This is a genomic window from Caballeronia sp. INML3B, from assembly GCF_023631305.1.
Lineage (GTDB): Bacteria > Pseudomonadota > Gammaproteobacteria > Burkholderiales > Burkholderiaceae > Caballeronia > Caballeronia turbans.
On record NZ_JALQDI010000005.1, the window covers coordinates 131,433 to 146,957 of the forward strand.

At 63.5% G+C, this 15,525-nt stretch carries 19 protein-coding genes and 1 tRNA gene; 13 read left to right on the forward strand and 7 right to left on the reverse strand.

The features are described from left to right. The first annotated feature begins 149 nt into the window (after positions 1-149). The 3 genes from NCS58_RS05380 to NCS58_RS05390 all read left to right on the forward strand — a co-directional run bounded on the left by NCS58_RS05380 (position 150) and on the right by NCS58_RS05390 (position 4,343). Positions 150-1,091 (forward strand): EamA family transporter, encoded by a 942-nt coding sequence (locus tag NCS58_RS05380; protein ID WP_250538049.1) that lies wholly within the window; start codon positions 150-152, stop codon positions 1,089-1,091. 219 nt (positions 1,092-1,310) lie between these two features. Further along, the gene (locus tag NCS58_RS05385) at positions 1,311-1,724 is read left to right on the forward strand and encodes a hypothetical protein (RefSeq protein WP_250538050.1); all 414 of its coding nucleotides are present in this window, start codon (positions 1,311-1,313) and stop codon (positions 1,722-1,724) included. A gap of 924 nt (positions 1,725-2,648) precedes the next feature. Further along, the gene (locus tag NCS58_RS05390) at positions 2,649-4,343 is read left to right on the forward strand and encodes a YadA-like family protein (RefSeq protein ID WP_250538052.1); all 1,695 of its coding nucleotides are present in this window, start codon (positions 2,649-2,651) and stop codon (positions 4,341-4,343) included. Positions 4,344-4,455: 112 nt separating this feature from the next. Here the strand turns inward: NCS58_RS05390 and NCS58_RS05395 are convergent, their stop codons facing one another. Continuing rightward, positions 4,456-4,788: a hypothetical protein gene (locus NCS58_RS05395; RefSeq protein ID WP_250538053.1), complete on the reverse strand. Its 333-nt coding sequence runs from the start codon at positions 4,786-4,788 to the stop codon at positions 4,456-4,458. Between the two features lie 778 nt (positions 4,789-5,566). On the opposite strand from NCS58_RS05395, the gene NCS58_RS05400 reads away from it, so the two are divergent. Further along, positions 5,567-6,349, forward strand: a complete 783-nt coding sequence (locus tag NCS58_RS05400) for a DUF4397 domain-containing protein (RefSeq protein ID WP_061119894.1) — start codon at positions 5,567-5,569, stop codon at positions 6,347-6,349. 187 nt (positions 6,350-6,536) lie between these two features. Here the strand turns inward: NCS58_RS05400 and NCS58_RS05405 are convergent, their stop codons facing one another. Continuing rightward, positions 6,537-6,671: an entericidin A/B family lipoprotein gene (locus tag NCS58_RS05405; RefSeq protein WP_016344885.1), complete on the reverse strand. Its 135-nt coding sequence runs from the start codon at positions 6,669-6,671 to the stop codon at positions 6,537-6,539. Between the two features lie 196 nt (positions 6,672-6,867). Continuing rightward, positions 6,868-8,397, reverse strand: a complete 1,530-nt coding sequence (locus NCS58_RS05410) for a sensor histidine kinase (RefSeq protein ID WP_250538054.1) — start codon at positions 8,395-8,397, stop codon at positions 6,868-6,870. A 149-nt stretch (positions 8,398-8,546) separates the two neighbouring features. On the opposite strand from NCS58_RS05410, the gene NCS58_RS05415 reads away from it, so the two are divergent. The 5 genes from NCS58_RS05415 to NCS58_RS05435 all read left to right on the forward strand — a co-directional run bounded on the left by NCS58_RS05415 (position 8,547) and on the right by NCS58_RS05435 (position 10,918). Next, on the forward strand, positions 8,547-8,723 hold the full coding sequence (locus NCS58_RS05415) for a DUF1328 domain-containing protein (RefSeq protein WP_008350561.1): 177 nt from the start codon (positions 8,547-8,549) through the stop codon (positions 8,721-8,723). A gap of 53 nt (positions 8,724-8,776) precedes the next feature. Further along, positions 8,777-8,938 carry a DUF1328 family protein gene (locus NCS58_RS05420; RefSeq protein ID WP_016344888.1) on the forward strand — a complete coding sequence of 54 codons (162 nt, stop codon included), beginning with the start codon at positions 8,777-8,779 and terminating at the stop codon, positions 8,936-8,938. 194 nt (positions 8,939-9,132) lie between these two features. After that, positions 9,133-9,708, forward strand: a complete 576-nt coding sequence (locus tag NCS58_RS05425) for a bacterioferritin (RefSeq protein ID WP_061119892.1) — start codon at positions 9,133-9,135, stop codon at positions 9,706-9,708. Between the two features lie 93 nt (positions 9,709-9,801). Further along, the gene (locus NCS58_RS05430) at positions 9,802-10,434 is read left to right on the forward strand and encodes a response regulator transcription factor (RefSeq protein ID WP_061119891.1); all 633 of its coding nucleotides are present in this window, start codon (positions 9,802-9,804) and stop codon (positions 10,432-10,434) included. Positions 10,435-10,480: 46 nt separating this feature from the next. Then, the gene (locus tag NCS58_RS05435; RefSeq protein WP_250538055.1) at positions 10,481-10,918 is read left to right on the forward strand and encodes a response regulator; all 438 of its coding nucleotides are present in this window, start codon (positions 10,481-10,483) and stop codon (positions 10,916-10,918) included. A 5-nt stretch (positions 10,919-10,923) separates the two neighbouring features. On the opposite strand, the gene NCS58_RS05440 is transcribed toward NCS58_RS05435, so the two are convergent. The 3 genes from NCS58_RS05440 to NCS58_RS05450 form a co-directional block, all read right to left on the reverse strand. Further along, positions 10,924-12,120 (reverse strand): MFS transporter, encoded by a 1,197-nt coding sequence (locus NCS58_RS05440; RefSeq protein ID WP_250538056.1) that lies wholly within the window; start codon positions 12,118-12,120, stop codon positions 10,924-10,926. A gap of 62 nt (positions 12,121-12,182) precedes the next feature. After that, positions 12,183-12,983 (reverse strand): phosphodiesterase, encoded by an 801-nt coding sequence (locus NCS58_RS05445; RefSeq protein WP_250538057.1) that lies wholly within the window; start codon positions 12,981-12,983, stop codon positions 12,183-12,185. 36 nt (positions 12,984-13,019) lie between these two features. Next, a complete protein-coding gene (locus NCS58_RS05450; protein ID WP_250538058.1) occupies positions 13,020-13,376 on the reverse strand; it encodes a hypothetical protein in 357 nt (118 codons plus the stop codon). 154 nt (positions 13,377-13,530) lie between these two features. Between NCS58_RS05450 and NCS58_RS05455 the strand changes: the two genes are divergently transcribed. Both NCS58_RS05455 and NCS58_RS05460 read left to right on the forward strand, forming a co-directional pair. Beyond that, positions 13,531-13,815, forward strand: coding sequence for a hypothetical protein (locus NCS58_RS05455; protein WP_061119947.1), 285 nt, complete (start codon positions 13,531-13,533; stop codon positions 13,813-13,815). Positions 13,816-13,924: 109 nt separating this feature from the next. Next, positions 13,925-14,137: a hypothetical protein gene (locus NCS58_RS05460; protein ID WP_062252909.1), complete on the forward strand. Its 213-nt coding sequence runs from the start codon at positions 13,925-13,927 to the stop codon at positions 14,135-14,137. A gap of 114 nt (positions 14,138-14,251) precedes the next feature. On the opposite strand, the gene NCS58_RS05465 is transcribed toward NCS58_RS05460, so the two are convergent. Beyond that, positions 14,252-14,336 (reverse strand) — tRNA-Leu (locus NCS58_RS05465). 130 nt (positions 14,337-14,466) lie between these two features. Between NCS58_RS05465 and NCS58_RS05470 the strand changes: the two genes are divergently transcribed. Next, complete coding sequence (locus NCS58_RS05470) at positions 14,467-15,051, forward strand: TMEM175 family protein (protein ID WP_250538060.1); 585 nt, start codon at positions 14,467-14,469, stop codon at positions 15,049-15,051. Then, entirely contained in the window at positions 15,051-15,503 is a 453-nt protein-coding gene (locus NCS58_RS05475) for a metallophosphoesterase family protein (protein ID WP_250538071.1), read from the forward strand. The genes NCS58_RS05470 and NCS58_RS05475 overlap by 1 nt, the downstream gene beginning before the upstream one ends. Positions 15,504-15,525: the final 22 nt, after the last annotated feature.

A 15,525-nucleotide genomic window follows, 5' to 3' on the forward strand; every position in this document is an offset into this window, starting at 1 on the left:
TCGGGGTTTTCCCGGGGGATTGCGCGGTCTCTCCTCGGCGCAATCCGCACTTCTTTCGTTCCGTCATGCCGTCCAGTCTGGTAGTTGCCGCAGCGTATTTCCCGGTCTCTCTCGCAGTCATCCGGCGCGCAGCCGTCGCGGAGTAATGCATGTCCGCTCTGCCGCCGCCGCGCCTGCCGTTCAGTTTCCCCGACCGCTTTCCGTTTCGTGCGCCGCGCTCCTTCAAAGGGCAAGTCGCGCTCGCGCTGGCCGTCGTGTATCTCGTGTGGGGCTCGACGTATCTCGGGATTCATCTGTCGCTCGAATCGTTCCCGCCGCTCATGCTCGGCGGCCTGCGAAACCTGTGCGCCGGGGTCGGGCTCTTCGCGATCGCCGTGCATCGCAAGGCGGTGTGGCCGAGCGCGCGGGAAGTGCGCAATGCGGCGATCGTCGGCACTTTGCTGGAGGGCTTGTCGAGCGGGATGATGGCCTACGGCATGCGCACGGTCGGCACCGGCACGGCCGCGGTGATGGTGGCCACCGTGCCGCTCTTCGCGACGATCTTCACCGCGCTCAGCGGACGCGGCGTCGCGAGAGGCGAATGGTTCGCGGTGGCGCTCGGTCTCATCGGCATCGTGCTGCTGAACCACGGCGATCCTTCTCCGAGTTCGACTGTCGGCACGCTGGCGATTCTGTGCGCCGCGATTTTCTGGGCGGGCGGCGCGCATCTGGCGACGCGTCTGCGGCAGCCGTCGGATCTGCTGATGTCGACGGCCTTGCAGATCGGCCTGGGCGGGCTGATCGCGACGGCGATCGCGCTGGCGTCGGGCGAGCGTCTGACGCACATGAGCGTCGGCGCGGGATTTTCGTTCGTGTATCTCGTGGTGATCGGATCGATGGCTGCATATGTCGCGTATAACTTTCTGATTCGCAATACGAGCACGATTGTCGCGACGAGTTGTCTTTATGTGAATCCGGTGGTCGCGGTCATGTTGGGCGCGTTGTTGCTCGGCGAAGTCGTCACGCAATGGACCGTGATTGCGACGGTCGTTATTTTGCTTTCCGTGGGGCTTTCTTTTTGGTTCGATTATCGGCGGCGGGGGCTGGCTTGACAGACTTCTTGCCGAAGAGCGCGTAATCGTCGCGAGTCCGTAATCGCTGGGCTGGGTGTCCGTATCGCGGCGCGGATATTCGGGCGCCCCCGAACTTCTGTCTTCGGACCATCAGGGTGAAACAATCTGTCTTCGTACTTGCCCGCGCGCCGAGCGCCGGACAGAATCAGCGGCCAGAGCGCGTCGCGGAGCCGACACGCGGCAACACGGAGCATCGCCATGGCCACCCACGTCATCAGTTTTTTCACCGACGTTAACGCTCGCGCGTCGTTTGAGAACCATCGCCGCTATTGCGCGCGGCAGGGGTACGCACACGAATACGTCGATGCGAGCGCGATCGGCTGGTTGCAAATGCGCATGATCCTGAAATACCAGGTGTTGTTGCGGACCCTGCGTGCCTGCGCCGAGGGCGATCTTGTTCTGCTGCTGACGCAAGACTCCCTGCTTTTGACCGATATCCGATGCGAAACGCTGATGGAGGATCGCAGATCAGCAGGTGGTCGCGAGATTCGCGGACAAGTCGTCCGTCTACTCGAACGGCGGCGATCAAGATCTTTTCATTCACGTAATGCGGCGCAATGGCATGGCCGCCGAAGACGAGTTACTCGATTGCACGACGCTCAACACGCCTAATCAGCTTCAGACGCCCACGAGCTTCATGGTGCACTACGTGGGTATGTGGCCCGTCCTTCGCGCACTGGTGACGCATCATGGCGAACAGATGAGTCTAGAGCTTGACGCGAGCCGTCGAAGGCATATCCGGAAGGCGCGCTCGAGCGTTCGTGCGTCGGACTGCCGTTTAAGCGCAGAATGCGCTTCGCCCTCGTTGGGCACCCGGCCTAATACATCGGTTCCTCCTCTGCCTTATACACCTGTCGAACGGCTCGCCATTGAGTGACGAAATCGCGAAACTGTTTCATCGGACGTTCCCGGCGAACGCTTGGTCGTAAAAAACCCCTAAAAGATCTTGGCGATTAGGCGTCCGTGAACAGGCTGATGGCACGTTGCCCCCGTTAATGCAAGCCGCCATTTATAACGAAATGCGCTAATGCCTAAAACGCAGGCAGATTGGTAAAAAAGGAAGAGATGAGGCCCTCCTTTCAATCGTCTCTCTATAATGCTGGATCGGCAATCAAATAGTAATGCTAACTAATGTTAATCACATAAGACATCTGAATCGGCTGATGAAGAGCCATAAAAAAAGCGCACAGTCGCACAGGGATCGAAACCGACAACTGTCTTCGCAATGAAGTGATTTACTCACTCAGGTTGCGTTATTCAATTTATGCTGCGATAAGAAATGAGTTCGGACAGCACCGTCGCACCAAGACGATCGCCTTCAATAGCGAGCTAGGCGCAATCGGCAGGATGAGGCCCTGACGTCGCAGCATCACTGTAACACAGCACGGTTTCAGTTCATGGCCCGAAGATCTTAAACACTCAAGGCTGGAAAGTGATTTTCGCGTGAGCGAAAAGAATGCTGCATTTGGCGACCACTTCGCTTGGAGCCGAACGCAGCGCAGTGTAAATCATATTAACTATTAAAAGGATTTAATCATGGGGTTCTGTTCTTTCCGATTCAAGCCGGTAACGGTGGCGATCCTCGGCAGCATCGCGGTGCTCGCGACGGCAAACGTCTCGGCTGGCACGATCATAGGTTTTAATAATTGGGTGGAATCGTCCGTCACGCGCGATGGTCTCAACGTTATTGGCGATAACAGTTACATAGGTTCAAGCGGAGTAATGATTGGCGACGTAGGGCTCATTAATATTCCGGACAGCGTGGTGATCGGTAATCACGCAAACGCGTTCTTTGTCGAGGGTTCGAAGGGCCCGGCCGTCGTTATTGGAAATAATGCTCAATCGCGCCCATCGGGCGTCGCTGTAGGTGCTGATACATCTGCTGAATTTTACAGTGCTGTGTTTGGTACGGGAGCGCATGCGAACCCTTACGGCGTTGCCTTGGGCACTGATTCAAGCGCTGATTCTTCAGGCGTTGCGGTGGGAGCCAAAAGCTCCGCTGGCGGCGACGCTGTGGCCATCGGATCGAACTCCTCTGCGTTCGACGGGACGGTTGCTATCGGCATAGGCGCCCGTACCGACCAGGGAGGCGTGGCACTCGGCGCTGGAGGTTTCGCAGCATGGAACGGCGTTGCGCTCGGAACGAATGCGATGTCGGGGGGCGATAGCGTTGCTGTAGGCACGGAGGCGCGAGCAGACTCTTGGGGGACGGCCGTCGGCCGGTCGGCCTCGGCAGTCTCAGGAGGGTCGGCTTTTGGCGACTATGCAATCGCCACGAACGGTGGCGCTACCGCTATCGGCAGTGATGCTCACGCGGAAGGTAGCTCTAGCACAGCTATCGGAGTAGGCGCCAGTGCATTGGGCCGCAGCTCTGTCGCTATAGGCGCCTCCAGTGAAGACGGTGGTGAGCAGAACGTTGTCAGCGTCGGCGGTGGCATGCTCAATATCCACCGTCGTATAACAAACGTCGCAGATGGCATTCACGGCAACGACGCCGTGAACATGAACCAGCTAAACGCCGTGAGCCAGCTCGTCGCGCAAAACACCGCCGACATCCTCGCGCTCCAGAGCGACGGCAATGGCCGTGTCGAAGGCACGATGCTCCGCTCGACCATGCGGGCCGCAGCTCCGATGGTCCTCGGCGCTGCCGCGCCTGCAGTCTCCGACTCGCTCTTTGCGGCGAGCGGCGAAGCCGGCGAAACCGCCACGGCAGCGGGCGTCCACGCCACTGCCATGGGTGCGAACGCCAGCGCCAACGCCGACAACTCGGTGGCCCTCGGCGCGAACTCCGTCGCGGATCGCGCGAACACGGTCTCCGTCGGCGCGGCAGGCAGCGAACGTCAGATCACGAACGTCGCGGCCGGCACGCAAGGCACGGATGCGGTCAACGTCAATCAGTTGAACGACAAGATCTCGCAGGCCAACGCCTACACCGATCAAGCCGTCGCAGGCGCTAACGCCTACACCGAACAGGCAATCGAAGGCGCGAAGCACGACATGGAACGCTACGCTGATCGCGCAGCGGCATCGACCCTGGCCATCCCGAGCATTCCGGTGCTCAACCCGGGCGAGAAGTGGGCCGGTGTGGCAGTTGGCAACTACGGTAGCGCGACCGCCGTCGGCGTCGCCGCGGCCTATCAGGTGACGATGAACTTGAACCTCGGCGTCGGTGTTTCGTCGGCGAATGGCGGTTCGACTGCCGTCAAGGCTCAGGCAGGCTACCGCTGGTAAGCGCACGTCGATAGAACTGGCGGCATTCCGCCAGTTCCATTTGACGACTCTCGGACCCGGGCACACCGATATAGGTATGCCCGGGTTCACCGCTTGTAACGCCATTCAGGAACTACAACCGCCAGGCGTCCTGTTGCAGTTCTGCGAAGGCGCGTGCTAACACTTCATCCCAATCGCCGCGTTCTTTCTGGTTGAAAATCCGCATGCCCGGATACCACGGCGTGTCTCCATGATCACGCATCCAGCGCCAGCAGCTTCGATGCCGATCGAGCAACCATACGCGCTTGCCCATTGCGCCAGCGAGATGGGCTATGGATGTGCCGACACAGACCACGAAATCCAGCGATGCGACGAGCGCGGCCGTATCGGCGAAATACTCTATCTCATTGATCCAGTCGACGATATGAGCACGTTGCCGGCGTAGCAGTTTCTTCGCGTCGCTCACTGGTTTCTGCAAGCTGATCCAAACTGCATGCGGCCACGAGATGAGCGCGTCGAATCTCGACCGGCATGTTTCGTCCCGCGTCCACTTCCGGTATCAGCGTGCTGCCGGCGCATGCAAGGCCGATACGCGGCAGCGACGAGTTGTGCAGGCCGGCGAGACGTTTCGACCATCGTTGCGCTGCGCGCGGTTCCGCGTGCAGATACGGGATCGCGGTCGGGCTTGTGTCGACATCCGGTCCGAATGCCATAGGCAGTGACAGGAGCGGAGCTGTACTTGTCCTTGTCGCAAGTCGACGCGCGTCGCGTCGTTATTTGGGAACTGGAGCACGACACGGAAGAAAGAGCGAACGTGGGTTTGCGCCGTCGTCTTTCCCAAACTCCCATCACGAGGCACCGCCGATCTGACTTGACGGCACTCGTACCCGAAAATTTCGGTGAGTGAACCCCGCTTCGCCGCTTGTAAGATTCGGCCAACAATGGCGCGTCTGCGCATCTCGTCCACCTTCCGCATCTCCTCTCCCGAAGCAATCCTCTAACGAAAGCAAAGCCTTCTCTCGCACGGCTTTGCGGCCTCGCCGAGCGATTACGCACCGATCAAGGGCACGTCGATTGCTCAATGCCTTCACCCGTCATGGCGGTGTCATCGAAGCTGACAACGCCACCGACGGCCGAGGAAAGTCAACCCGGGAGAGTCGCGACGTCGAACGCGAATGCGCAGTACGCGCCACGCAAGCACGCCGCGGACTCAGAGAACGATCAAAACAAAGGAAGGTGGAACCATGAAGCTCATCCGCACCGCTGCCGCGCTCGCCGCCGTCGCCGCTTTGCTCTCCGCTTGCGGAGGAAGCTCCGACGATGTGGGCAAGGAAATCGGCGTCACCCAGCCGCAGGTCCATTTCATTCACGCGATTCCGAGCGGCCCGAACGTCGACTTCTACGACAACGCCAAGATCCTGCAGCCGAATCTCGCCTACAAGGCGGTGACGAATTTCGCGAACATCGACACGGGCCAGCACAGCTTCTCCTACGCGGCCGTGAACACGACGACGCAACTCGCCACCGATACGAGCATCTCGAACGCCGCGAAAGGGCATGAGTACACGGTGATCGCGCTGCCGGACGCGGGCTTCGTGCCGTCGATCGCGGTGATCGACGATCCGTTCGACAAGGGCCTGCTTTCGGGCAGCGCACGCGTGCGCGCCTTCAACGCGTCGACGAACGCGCCGAATCTCGATGTCTATCTCGTCGCGCCGGGGACGAACATCGCGAGCGTCAGCCCGACGATGGCGGGCGTCGCCTACAAGAACGCCGTGCCCGCGACGACGCAGGATTCCATCTATGTCTCGGGCGGCACGTATCAGTTGATCGCGACGCTGCCGGGCTCGAAGACGCCGGTATACAAGTCGGCCTCGTTCGATCTCGTCAACAACGCGGACTGGCTCGTGACCACGCTGCCTTCCGGAAATGCGGCCTCGCAATTGGTGCCGGAAAAGATCCGCGTGCTGGTCGCGCAGGGCGGCAACACGCAACAGCCGGCGCTGGAATTGCCCGACACGCAATGACGTTTCGCGCCTGAAGCGACGAAGCCCGGCCGCGCGCATCGGCCGGGTTTTTTTTCGCCCGTCACGCGCGCGAGGGCGACGCGAAAAAAATCCCGCCACGCGAACGTGGCGGGAAGACAGGGAACTACCTCAACGCTATGGAACGCCCTGAGCGCGTGCGCCGCGATCACGCGGCGCACGTCGCCGCTTACTTGTGCTCCTCGGCGGAATTCGAAATGGCCTGACCGCCCTTCGAGATGTCCTGGCCAGCTCCCGAAACGGTGTTGCAGCCCGCGAGAGCCGCCGTGCCTGCAATCAGCAGTAGAGCGATGAGTCGAGTCATGTTTATTCCCCTTTGGAGTTGAAATGCGTGACAGGAATTGAGTTCGCGCATTGTGTCGAATGACGGGCGCCTTGTCGTCGCCCCGTCGCCCCCGCTTACCTGTGTGAACAATCATAAAAAAAGCGCGCGGTCTCAGGCTGTCGGCACGCGTGCGATTTTCCTGTCGGCGGCGTCTGCATTCGATGTCGGCATCGTCCTACGCGGACGGCATGGCGACCGACGCGCCCGCGCTGCGCTCGCGCGGCATCGACACGCTGATCGCCGTGCCATGCGGCGACGCGCGCTCGATCTCGAAGCGCCCGCCGCGCGCCGATACGCGCTGGCGCATGCCGACGAGCCCGTGCGTCTGCGTGCGCTTGAGATCCTGCGGCCGGATGCCGATGCCGTCATCGGTGATCGAGAGCGACACGTTCTCTTCATCGACACGAAGCGTCACGCGGATACGGCTCGCGCGCGCGTATTTCGCAGCATTCGTCAGCGTCTCCTGCGCGACGCGGAAGAGGGCGATCTCGATCGCCTCGCCGAGCTTCACGTCATCGCCCGGCAGATCGAACTCGACGCTCCAGCCGTTGCGTTGCGCGGCTTCGTCGACGAGCGAGCGCAGCGCGGTCACGAGACCGAAGCTGGCAAGCACGGTCGGCCGCATGTCCTCGATGATGCGGCGCTTCAGTGCAATGCCCTGATCGAGATTGCCGAGCGCGCGAGCGAGTTTTTCGGCCATCGCCGGCTCGCTGTCCCTCAGCTTGCCACGCACCCACGCGACATCCATCTTGCTCGCGGTGAGGATCGAGCCGAGCTCGTCGTGCAGTTCGCGCGCAAGCTCCGTCTTCTCGTTTTCGCTGACCGATTGCAGGTGCCAGGCGAGCGCTTCGAGCTGGCGCGTGCGCGCGAACACGAGCTGATCCAGCTCTTCCTGCTGCGTGATGAGCGCCTTCTGCACGCGCGCCTGCTTGTCGAGCTGAATGCCCAGATTGCGAAAAAGGAGGATGAACAACACGATGTTGAGCGCACACAATGCCGCGACGCAAAGCGTCGAGATGCGCTGATCGGCGCGGCTTGCGTCGAGCGCGTGCTGTGCGCGCTGTTCTTCGTTCAGGCGCAACAGCGACAGCGCCGCGTCCAGCGTCGCGCTCGTGTCGGGCGCCGGCAGCGCGAGCGCGCGCTCACGCAGGGCGGCGCCAGTCGGCGGCGCGGCGAGGCGCGCCGTGCCTTGCGCGATTTCATCGTCGGCGGCGGCGCGGATCTGCGCGAAGCTCGCGAGGGCGGTGTCGTCGCCGATGCGCCGGTAGTACGCATCCAGCCACGCCAGCGTGCGCCGCACGCGCTGCGCCGTTTCCCGGAAGTGCGCCGGGAACGCGCCGTCGGCCTTGAGCGCGAAGCCGCGCTCGTCGGCGGTGAGGGTGGCGATATCGGCGGCGAGCGTCGAAAGCTGCGCGGTGGCGCCCTTCGCTTCGAGGGCGGTTTCGTATTCCGACGCGATCCGGATGCGCCCCGATTCGAGAATGATCAACCCGCCCACGGTGATGACGATTGCGACCGTCATCGCGACCGCCCAGCTGTAGCGGCGCATCCATTCGTTGAAACGCGCCGCGCGGCGCGCGAGGCCGGCGGGCGCCGGCGCTTTTGAATTGTCGGGCGCGTCCGTTGCGAAGGGCGGCGGGTCGTCCGGCAGGATCGCGGGCATCGTGGGTATCGTGGGTATCGCGGCGCGCGGTACGTGGCTCATGGTCTCGGAAGTTCGGCGTTTCACTTAGGCAGCCGATTTGAAAGCGAGTGTCGGTGGATTCCCACAGCAAAAAAGGAGCCTGCCCGAATGCGCCGCGCGGCGGGCATGGCTAGCATGGTTCCGTCATCCATTCACTACGGGGAACGATCATGCTGAAGTGGGCCTTGTTTTTCGCGATCGTGGCCGTGATCGCCGGCGTGCTGGGCTTTACGGGCGTCGCTGCCGGCGCCGCGGCCATCGCCAAATTCCTGTTCGTGCTGTTCCTGATCCTGTGCGTCGTGTTTCTGGTGCTGGGCTTCGTCGTCACGAAAAAAGCCATCGATTAGCGCCGCTTGGCGAGCATCGCCGATCGTTTCCGACCAATCATGAAGGAGCTCACATGCTTCATTACGCTGCTGTCTTCTTCGTCATCGCCATCATCGCCGCCGTGTTCGGCTTCACGGGGATCGCTGCCGGCGCGGCGGAAATTGCGAAGATCCTTTTCTTCATTTTCCTCGTCGTGTTCGTCGTCACCCTGCTGCTCGGCGTGTTCCGGACGTGACGCCCGGATAGGGCGAAAGCCGTGAACCATCAAGCCGCGCGCCAAAGTCACGACCGTCGCGCGGTTTTTTCGAGCGATCAGGCATGGCGCATGCATCCGGCTTTTCGATTGGATAGGAGCGGTCTATGCGCGCCGCATTGCAAGGACCTGCTCCAGCGAAACGTCATGTCACCCATCACAGAGGAGCGAACCAAATGTCCAAATCGTCTGCTGTAAATACCGGGTCGAACCAGTCCACGGACGCTTTTGTCCTCGATGTCGAGAAAATTCGCGCCGATGCGCGCCAGCACATGGACGAAGGCGCGGTGACGGAGGGCTACGGCGCGGACCGTGAGACGGTCCTGAAGCTGCTCAACGACTCGCTCGCCACCGAAATCGTCTGCACGCTGCGCTACAAGCGCCACTACTTCATGGCGAAAGGCATTCACTCGGAAGCGGTCGCGCAGGAATTCCTCGAGCATGCGAACGAGGAACAGGAACACGCCGATACGCTCGCCGAGCGCATCGTGCAACTGGGCGGCGCGCCAAATTTCGCGCCGGACGGGCTCTCGTCGCGCTCGCATTCCGAGTACAGCGAAGGCAAGGATCTGATCGACATGATCCGCGAGAACCTGATCGCCGAGCGCATCGCGATCGATACGTATCGCGAGATCATCCGCTATCTCGGCGACAAGGACGTCACGACGCGACGCATCTTCGAAGACATTCTGGCGGTCGAGGAAGAGCACGCCGACGACATGGCGGACCTGCTGGAAGGCCGCAACGGGTAAGGGCGATGCCCCGGATACGCAACGCGTATCCGGCGCCTGCATGAAATGACCGATCAACTACTACAAGAACGTCCGGCAGCGCGGACGACGCGAATGATTCGAGTCCTGATAGCCGACGACCACGCGATCGTGCGCAGCGGGTTCAGGCAGTTCGTCGTGGACGAACCCGACATGGAAGTCGCGGGCGAGGCCGCCACCGGCGACGAAGCCATCGCGCTCGTGCGCGCGCAGGCGTTCGACGTCGTGCTGCTCGACATCGCGATGCCCGACAAGAACGGCGTCGATACCTTGCGCGTGATCAAGCAGATCCGGCCGGAGCAGGGCGTGCTGATGCTTTCGGGCTTCCCGGAGAGCCAGTACGCGATCAACCTGCTGAAGGCGGGCGCGAACGGCTATCTGAACAAGGACGCGGCGCCCGAGGAGATCGTGCGCGCGATCCGCACCGTGGCGCGCGGGCATCGTTACCTGTCGGAGTTCATCGCGGATGCGCTCGCCGACAAGCTCGACAAGCCCGCCGCCGAACGGCCGCACGAGCTGCTGTCCGAGCGCGAGTTCCAGATCTTCTGCAAGCTCGCGGGCGGCCGGCTTCCGACGGAAATCGCGCAGGAACTGCATCTGTCGGTGAAAACGGTGAGCACGTATCGCGCGCGCGTGCTCGAAAAAATGCGGCTCTCCAGTAACGCCGATCTCACGTATTACGCGATCAAGAACGGCCTGATCGAATAGCGGCGCACCGTTCGAGATCCGCGAGCAAAGCCGGAGGGCGCCCGACGTGAGCCATCACACCACCACTGACGACCGAAGCGGGCCGCCGACGCCGCGGGCGCCGCTCGCGGTGCTGCTGATCGAGGACTCGCCGCTCATCCGCCGCAGCCTGACCGAGGCGATCGAAGCACTCGGGCCGTGGCGCGTGACCGCGTTCGCCGATGCGCCGCACGACGCGATTGCGCTGCTGTCGGCGCAGGCGTTCGACGCGGTGATCGTCGATCTGCAGCTGAAGCGCGGCTCGGGCATCGACGTGCTCGCGTGGCTCAAGGAGTGCGGCGCGGCACGCTCGCCGGGTGCGTTCGTCGCGGTGCTCACCAATCACGCGCTGCCTACCTATCGCGAGCGTTGCCTGCAATACGGCGTGCATCATTTTTTCGACAAGTCGCTCGAATTCGATCGCGTGCTCGACGCGTTGTGCGACTACGCGCGCGCGCGCACCTGAATCCCCTATCGCCGGCCGCGCCCGCGCCAGTGGCTGAAACCGGCGAGACCCGTCGCGGCGAGACCGGCGAGACAGACGCCCGTCCAGCCCATCGCCTGCCACGCGAGCGATGCGAGTCCCGAACCCAGCGCCCCGCCGATGAAATAAGCGACCATGTAGACCGTGTTCACGCGGCTGCGCGCCTCGGGCTTGAGCGCGTAGATGCGCGACTGATTCGAAATCTGCGCGGCCTGCACGCCGACATCGAGCACGATCACGCCGATGACGAGCCCCGCGATGCTCGTCGCCGAGAACGCGAACACGACGAAGGACAACCCGACCAGTCCGATGCACAGCGAGATGACGGCGCGCGGCCCACGCTTGTCGGCGGATTTTCCCGCGAGCGGCGCGGCGAGCGCGCCCGCGGCGCCCACGATGCCGAAAAGCCCCGCCGCCTGCGGACCCAAGTGAAACGGTTCGCCCGCGAGCAGCAGCGTGAGCACCGACCAGAAAATGCTGAACGCGGCGAAGAGCGCGCCGCCCGTGAAGGCGGCCTCGCGCAGCGCGCGGCTTTCCACCGTGAGGTGCCACATCGAGCCGAGGAGTTTGCCGTAGGTGAGCGTCGAGGTCGGCTGGCTCTTCGGCAGCCGCGCGATCACGACGACGGCCAGCGCGATCGTCGCGAGCACGGACGCGCCGAACACGGCCCGCCAGCCGAAGTACTGCGCGACGAAGCCCGACACCGTGCGTGCGAGCAGGATGCCCAGCAAGAGCCCGCTCATTACCGTGCCGACGGCGTGGCCGCGCTCGGCGGCGGGCGCGAGCTCGGCGGAGAAGGGCACGGCTTGCTGCGCGATCGTCGATACGATGCCGATCGCGAGACTGGCGGCGATCAGAACCGCGAGCGTGGGCGCGCTCGCCGCGGCCACGAGCGCAGCGCCCAGCGCCGCGAGCTGCAGCAGGATCAGAAGACGCCTGTCGAAGCGGTCGCCGAGCGGCGCGAGCACGAGCATGCCGAGCGCATAGCCGAGTTGCGTCGAGGCGGGCACCGCGCCGATCAGCCGGGCGTCGTCGGGAAAGCTGGCGCGAAAGTCGCCGAGCAGCGGCTGGTTGAAATAGATGTTCGCGACCGAGACGCCCGCAATCGTCGCGAGCAGCCACAGGGTGGCGCGCGAATAGTGCGGATGGCGCACCGGAGGATTGGATTGCGGAGATTCGAGCATGAATCGAGGACGATGATCAGCCGCCGATCATACTGAAGACGCGCGAGCGCCGCAGCGCGCCGTTAAAAAGGCTGCGGGCCGCCGCCTTGCTCGACGCTCATGCAATGCGTGACGAGCCCGAGATGCGCGCGCCACAGGTGCAGCCCGAACGCAGGCGGCTCCATGACGAATGCATCGGGGCCGCCGGGTTTCAGTTGCAGCGCCACCTGATGCGCGGTCGACGGCACGCACCAGGCGAGCGTGCCGCCGAATCGCACGCCGATGGCCCGATGCACATGACCGCACACGATGCGCTCGACGTTCGAATGACGGCGCACGAGCGCATCGAGCGCGCGGCTGTCGTCCGGCGCGAGGCGGATGTCGTCCATGAAGCCGATGCCGCACGCGACCGGCGGATGATGCATGCCGATGACGACAGGCTGCTGGCCGCTCGCGTCGAGTTGCGCTTCGAGCCAGGCGAGGCGCGTGGCGCACAAGCGACCCGCGCCCGAACCGGGATCGAGCGTGTCGAGCGCGATCACGCGCACTTCGCCGACATCGAACGCGTATTGCACGAAGCCGTCGTGGCCTGCGAGTTCGGGGCGATCGCCGAACACCGCGCGCAGATTCGCGCGGTCGTCGTGATTGCCCACCATGACGCGCCACGGGATCGCGAGTGTATCGAGGAGCGTGCGCAGATGCCGGTATTCGTCGATACCGCCCGCATCGACCAGATCGCCCGTGACGAGCACGGCGTCGGGGCGAGGATCGAGCGCATTGAGCACGCCGATCGCGCGGGCGAGAAAGGCGGCCGTATCGACGCGGCCGTAGGCGAGCGTGCCCTGCGCCGTGATGTGCAGATCGCTGATCTGGGCGAGCAGCATGGGCGTCGATCTCCTCGTCGCGGGCGGATTTCGGACTTAATCGTCGGATGCGGCGACGGGCGGCTTCGGCGCGAGCTTCGCGGGAACGAGCCACTGGAAGCCTGTCATCGACGTCTCGCTGAACGTGCATTCGGCGGCCGCGGGCACCGGCGCCGACCTGGTGGCCGGCGGCTTCGGCGGCGTGTGGATGGTCCCGTGCACGACCACGCGCGAGCCATGATAACTCGCGCCGGAACCCGTGATTTTCAGCGGCGCGCTGGCGGCGTCGGGGTAGTCCGCGCGCACCCTGTCCTTGCAGGCTTCGACGTTCTTGTAATAGGACGTGCAGCCCGAGACACAAGCGAGGGCAATGGTGAGCAGGACGAGCAGCAGGTGGCGGGTGCGATGGTTCATCGAAGGCGTCGAAGCGAAAAGAGGACGGGGCGAAACTTTATATCATGCGCGCCGCGCGAGGGTCGGACCGGGCGCTTGTTTTCTCGCGCGATGCGGTAGCACAATCGGCACTGTCATTCGATCAGCGCGTTGCGTACCGATGGAGACGACCGCCATGCAGAAGGACATCGAAGTAGGCGACTACTTGCTCGCCATGCAGGCCACGCCCCGGCCGATCGAGCCCGACGGCGACGCGGACGCGGCTCCGTCCGAGGGTTACGCGATCCGCGTGCGGGTAACGCGGATCGACCAGAAACCGGTGCACGGTTCGACACTCGCCGACGACTCGGGCGAAATGACGGGCGACCACGGTCCTTTCGAGACCGTTGCCGAGGCGATCGCGCATGGCGAGGCGTGGGGACGGCATTACGTCGCGCGCGTCCTGGGGCACGCGGTGTAGCGGCGGGGGCCGCGAAAGGGGGGAAGCAGTCCCCGCGTCAGGCGGGTGCAGCGCGCGGGCGGGCATCGCTAGACTCTGGTGCATCGACCGGACCATCGCCGAGGCCGCCATGACGCCCGTTGCCCTCTATATCACCCCGAACTACATCGCGTCGGTGCGCAGCGGCAAGACGCGCGACTGCTTCGGCGGAACGGTGCGTTTCATCGGTGTGGATGCGTTGCCGTTCGATATCGAGCATGTGTGCCTGCTCGACCGCGATACGGCGATCGAGGCGCTGTTCGATGCGGTGAGGGATGCAGAGCGGTTGTTGAATGCGGTGTGAGGGTGTTTGCTCAAGATTTCGGAAGGCGGGTCGTTATTCCGACGACCAAATCCTTTACCGAAAACTAGAACTACACCGCCGTTGAACGATTAATGGGCGCAGGGCAATCGCGCCTGGTGCCGGGGACCGGACTCGAACCGGCAAGCCGTGAGGCGGCGGATTTTAAGTCCGCTATGTTTACCAATTTCATCACCCCGGCAGGGCGGACGCGATTCTACCATTGCCCGACAGCGCGCCAAAGCCGCGCCCGCCGCCGTCGTCAGGCCGTTCGACAAGTGCTGGACCCTCCCGCATAATCGGCGGCACCGATTTCGGCGCGAGGACATACGATGGGCAAGACCCGGCTCGAAGCATTCAGCGATGGCGTCATCGCCATCATCATCACGATCATGGTGCTGGAATTGAAAGTGCCGCACGGCGATGACTTCGCCGCGCTGGCGCCGCTCCTGCCCGTTTTCTGCGCATACGTGCTGAGCTTCATCTACGTCGGCATCTACTGGAGCAATCATCATCATCTCTGCCACGCGATCCAGCGCGTGAACGGCCGGGTGCTGTGGGCGAATCTGCACGTGCTTTTCTGGCTGTCGCTCTTTCCCTTCACCACGAACTGGATGGGCGAGAACCATCTGACCGCCGTGCCGACCGCCTGCTACGGCTTCGTGCTCTTCATGACCGCCGTCGCGTGGTACATCCTCACCCGCACGCTCATTTCGATGCACGGCGAGAACGCCGCGCTCGAACGCGCCGTCGGCGCGGACCGCAAGGGCAGGCTTTCGGTGCTGCTCTATCTCGTCGCCATCGGTGTGTCGTTCTGGCAGCCATGGATCGCCGCGACGCTCTACGCGCTCGTCGCGGCCGTATGGCTCGTGCCCGATCGACGCATCGAGCGCATCCTCGCGAACGAAGAAACGTGATGCGCATCGGCCTCATCTCCGATACGCACAACCTCGTGCGCCCCGAAGCGCTCGAGGCATTGCGCGGGTGCGCGCACATCATTCACGCGGGCGATATCTGCAAGCACGGCGTGCTCGATGCGCTCGCGTCCCTTGCGCCGCTCACCGCCGTGCGCGGCAACAACGATGTCGGCGATGACGTCGCGCGATTGCCCGGGCACGCGCGTATCGAACTGGGCGGTGCGACGATCCACGTCGTCCACGATATCGCCGACGCGCCGAAGCAACTCGATGGCATCGACGTCGTCGTGACCGGTCATTCGCACAAGCCGCTCGTCGAGCGGCGGGGCGGCGTGCTCTTCGTGAATCCCGGCAGCGCGGGGCCACGGCGCTTCAAGTTGCCGATCACGCTCGCGTTGCTCGATATAGACGATGGAAAACCGGACGTGCGCATCGTGGCGCTCGTGACATAAAAAAGGCCGGCGCTCACGCACC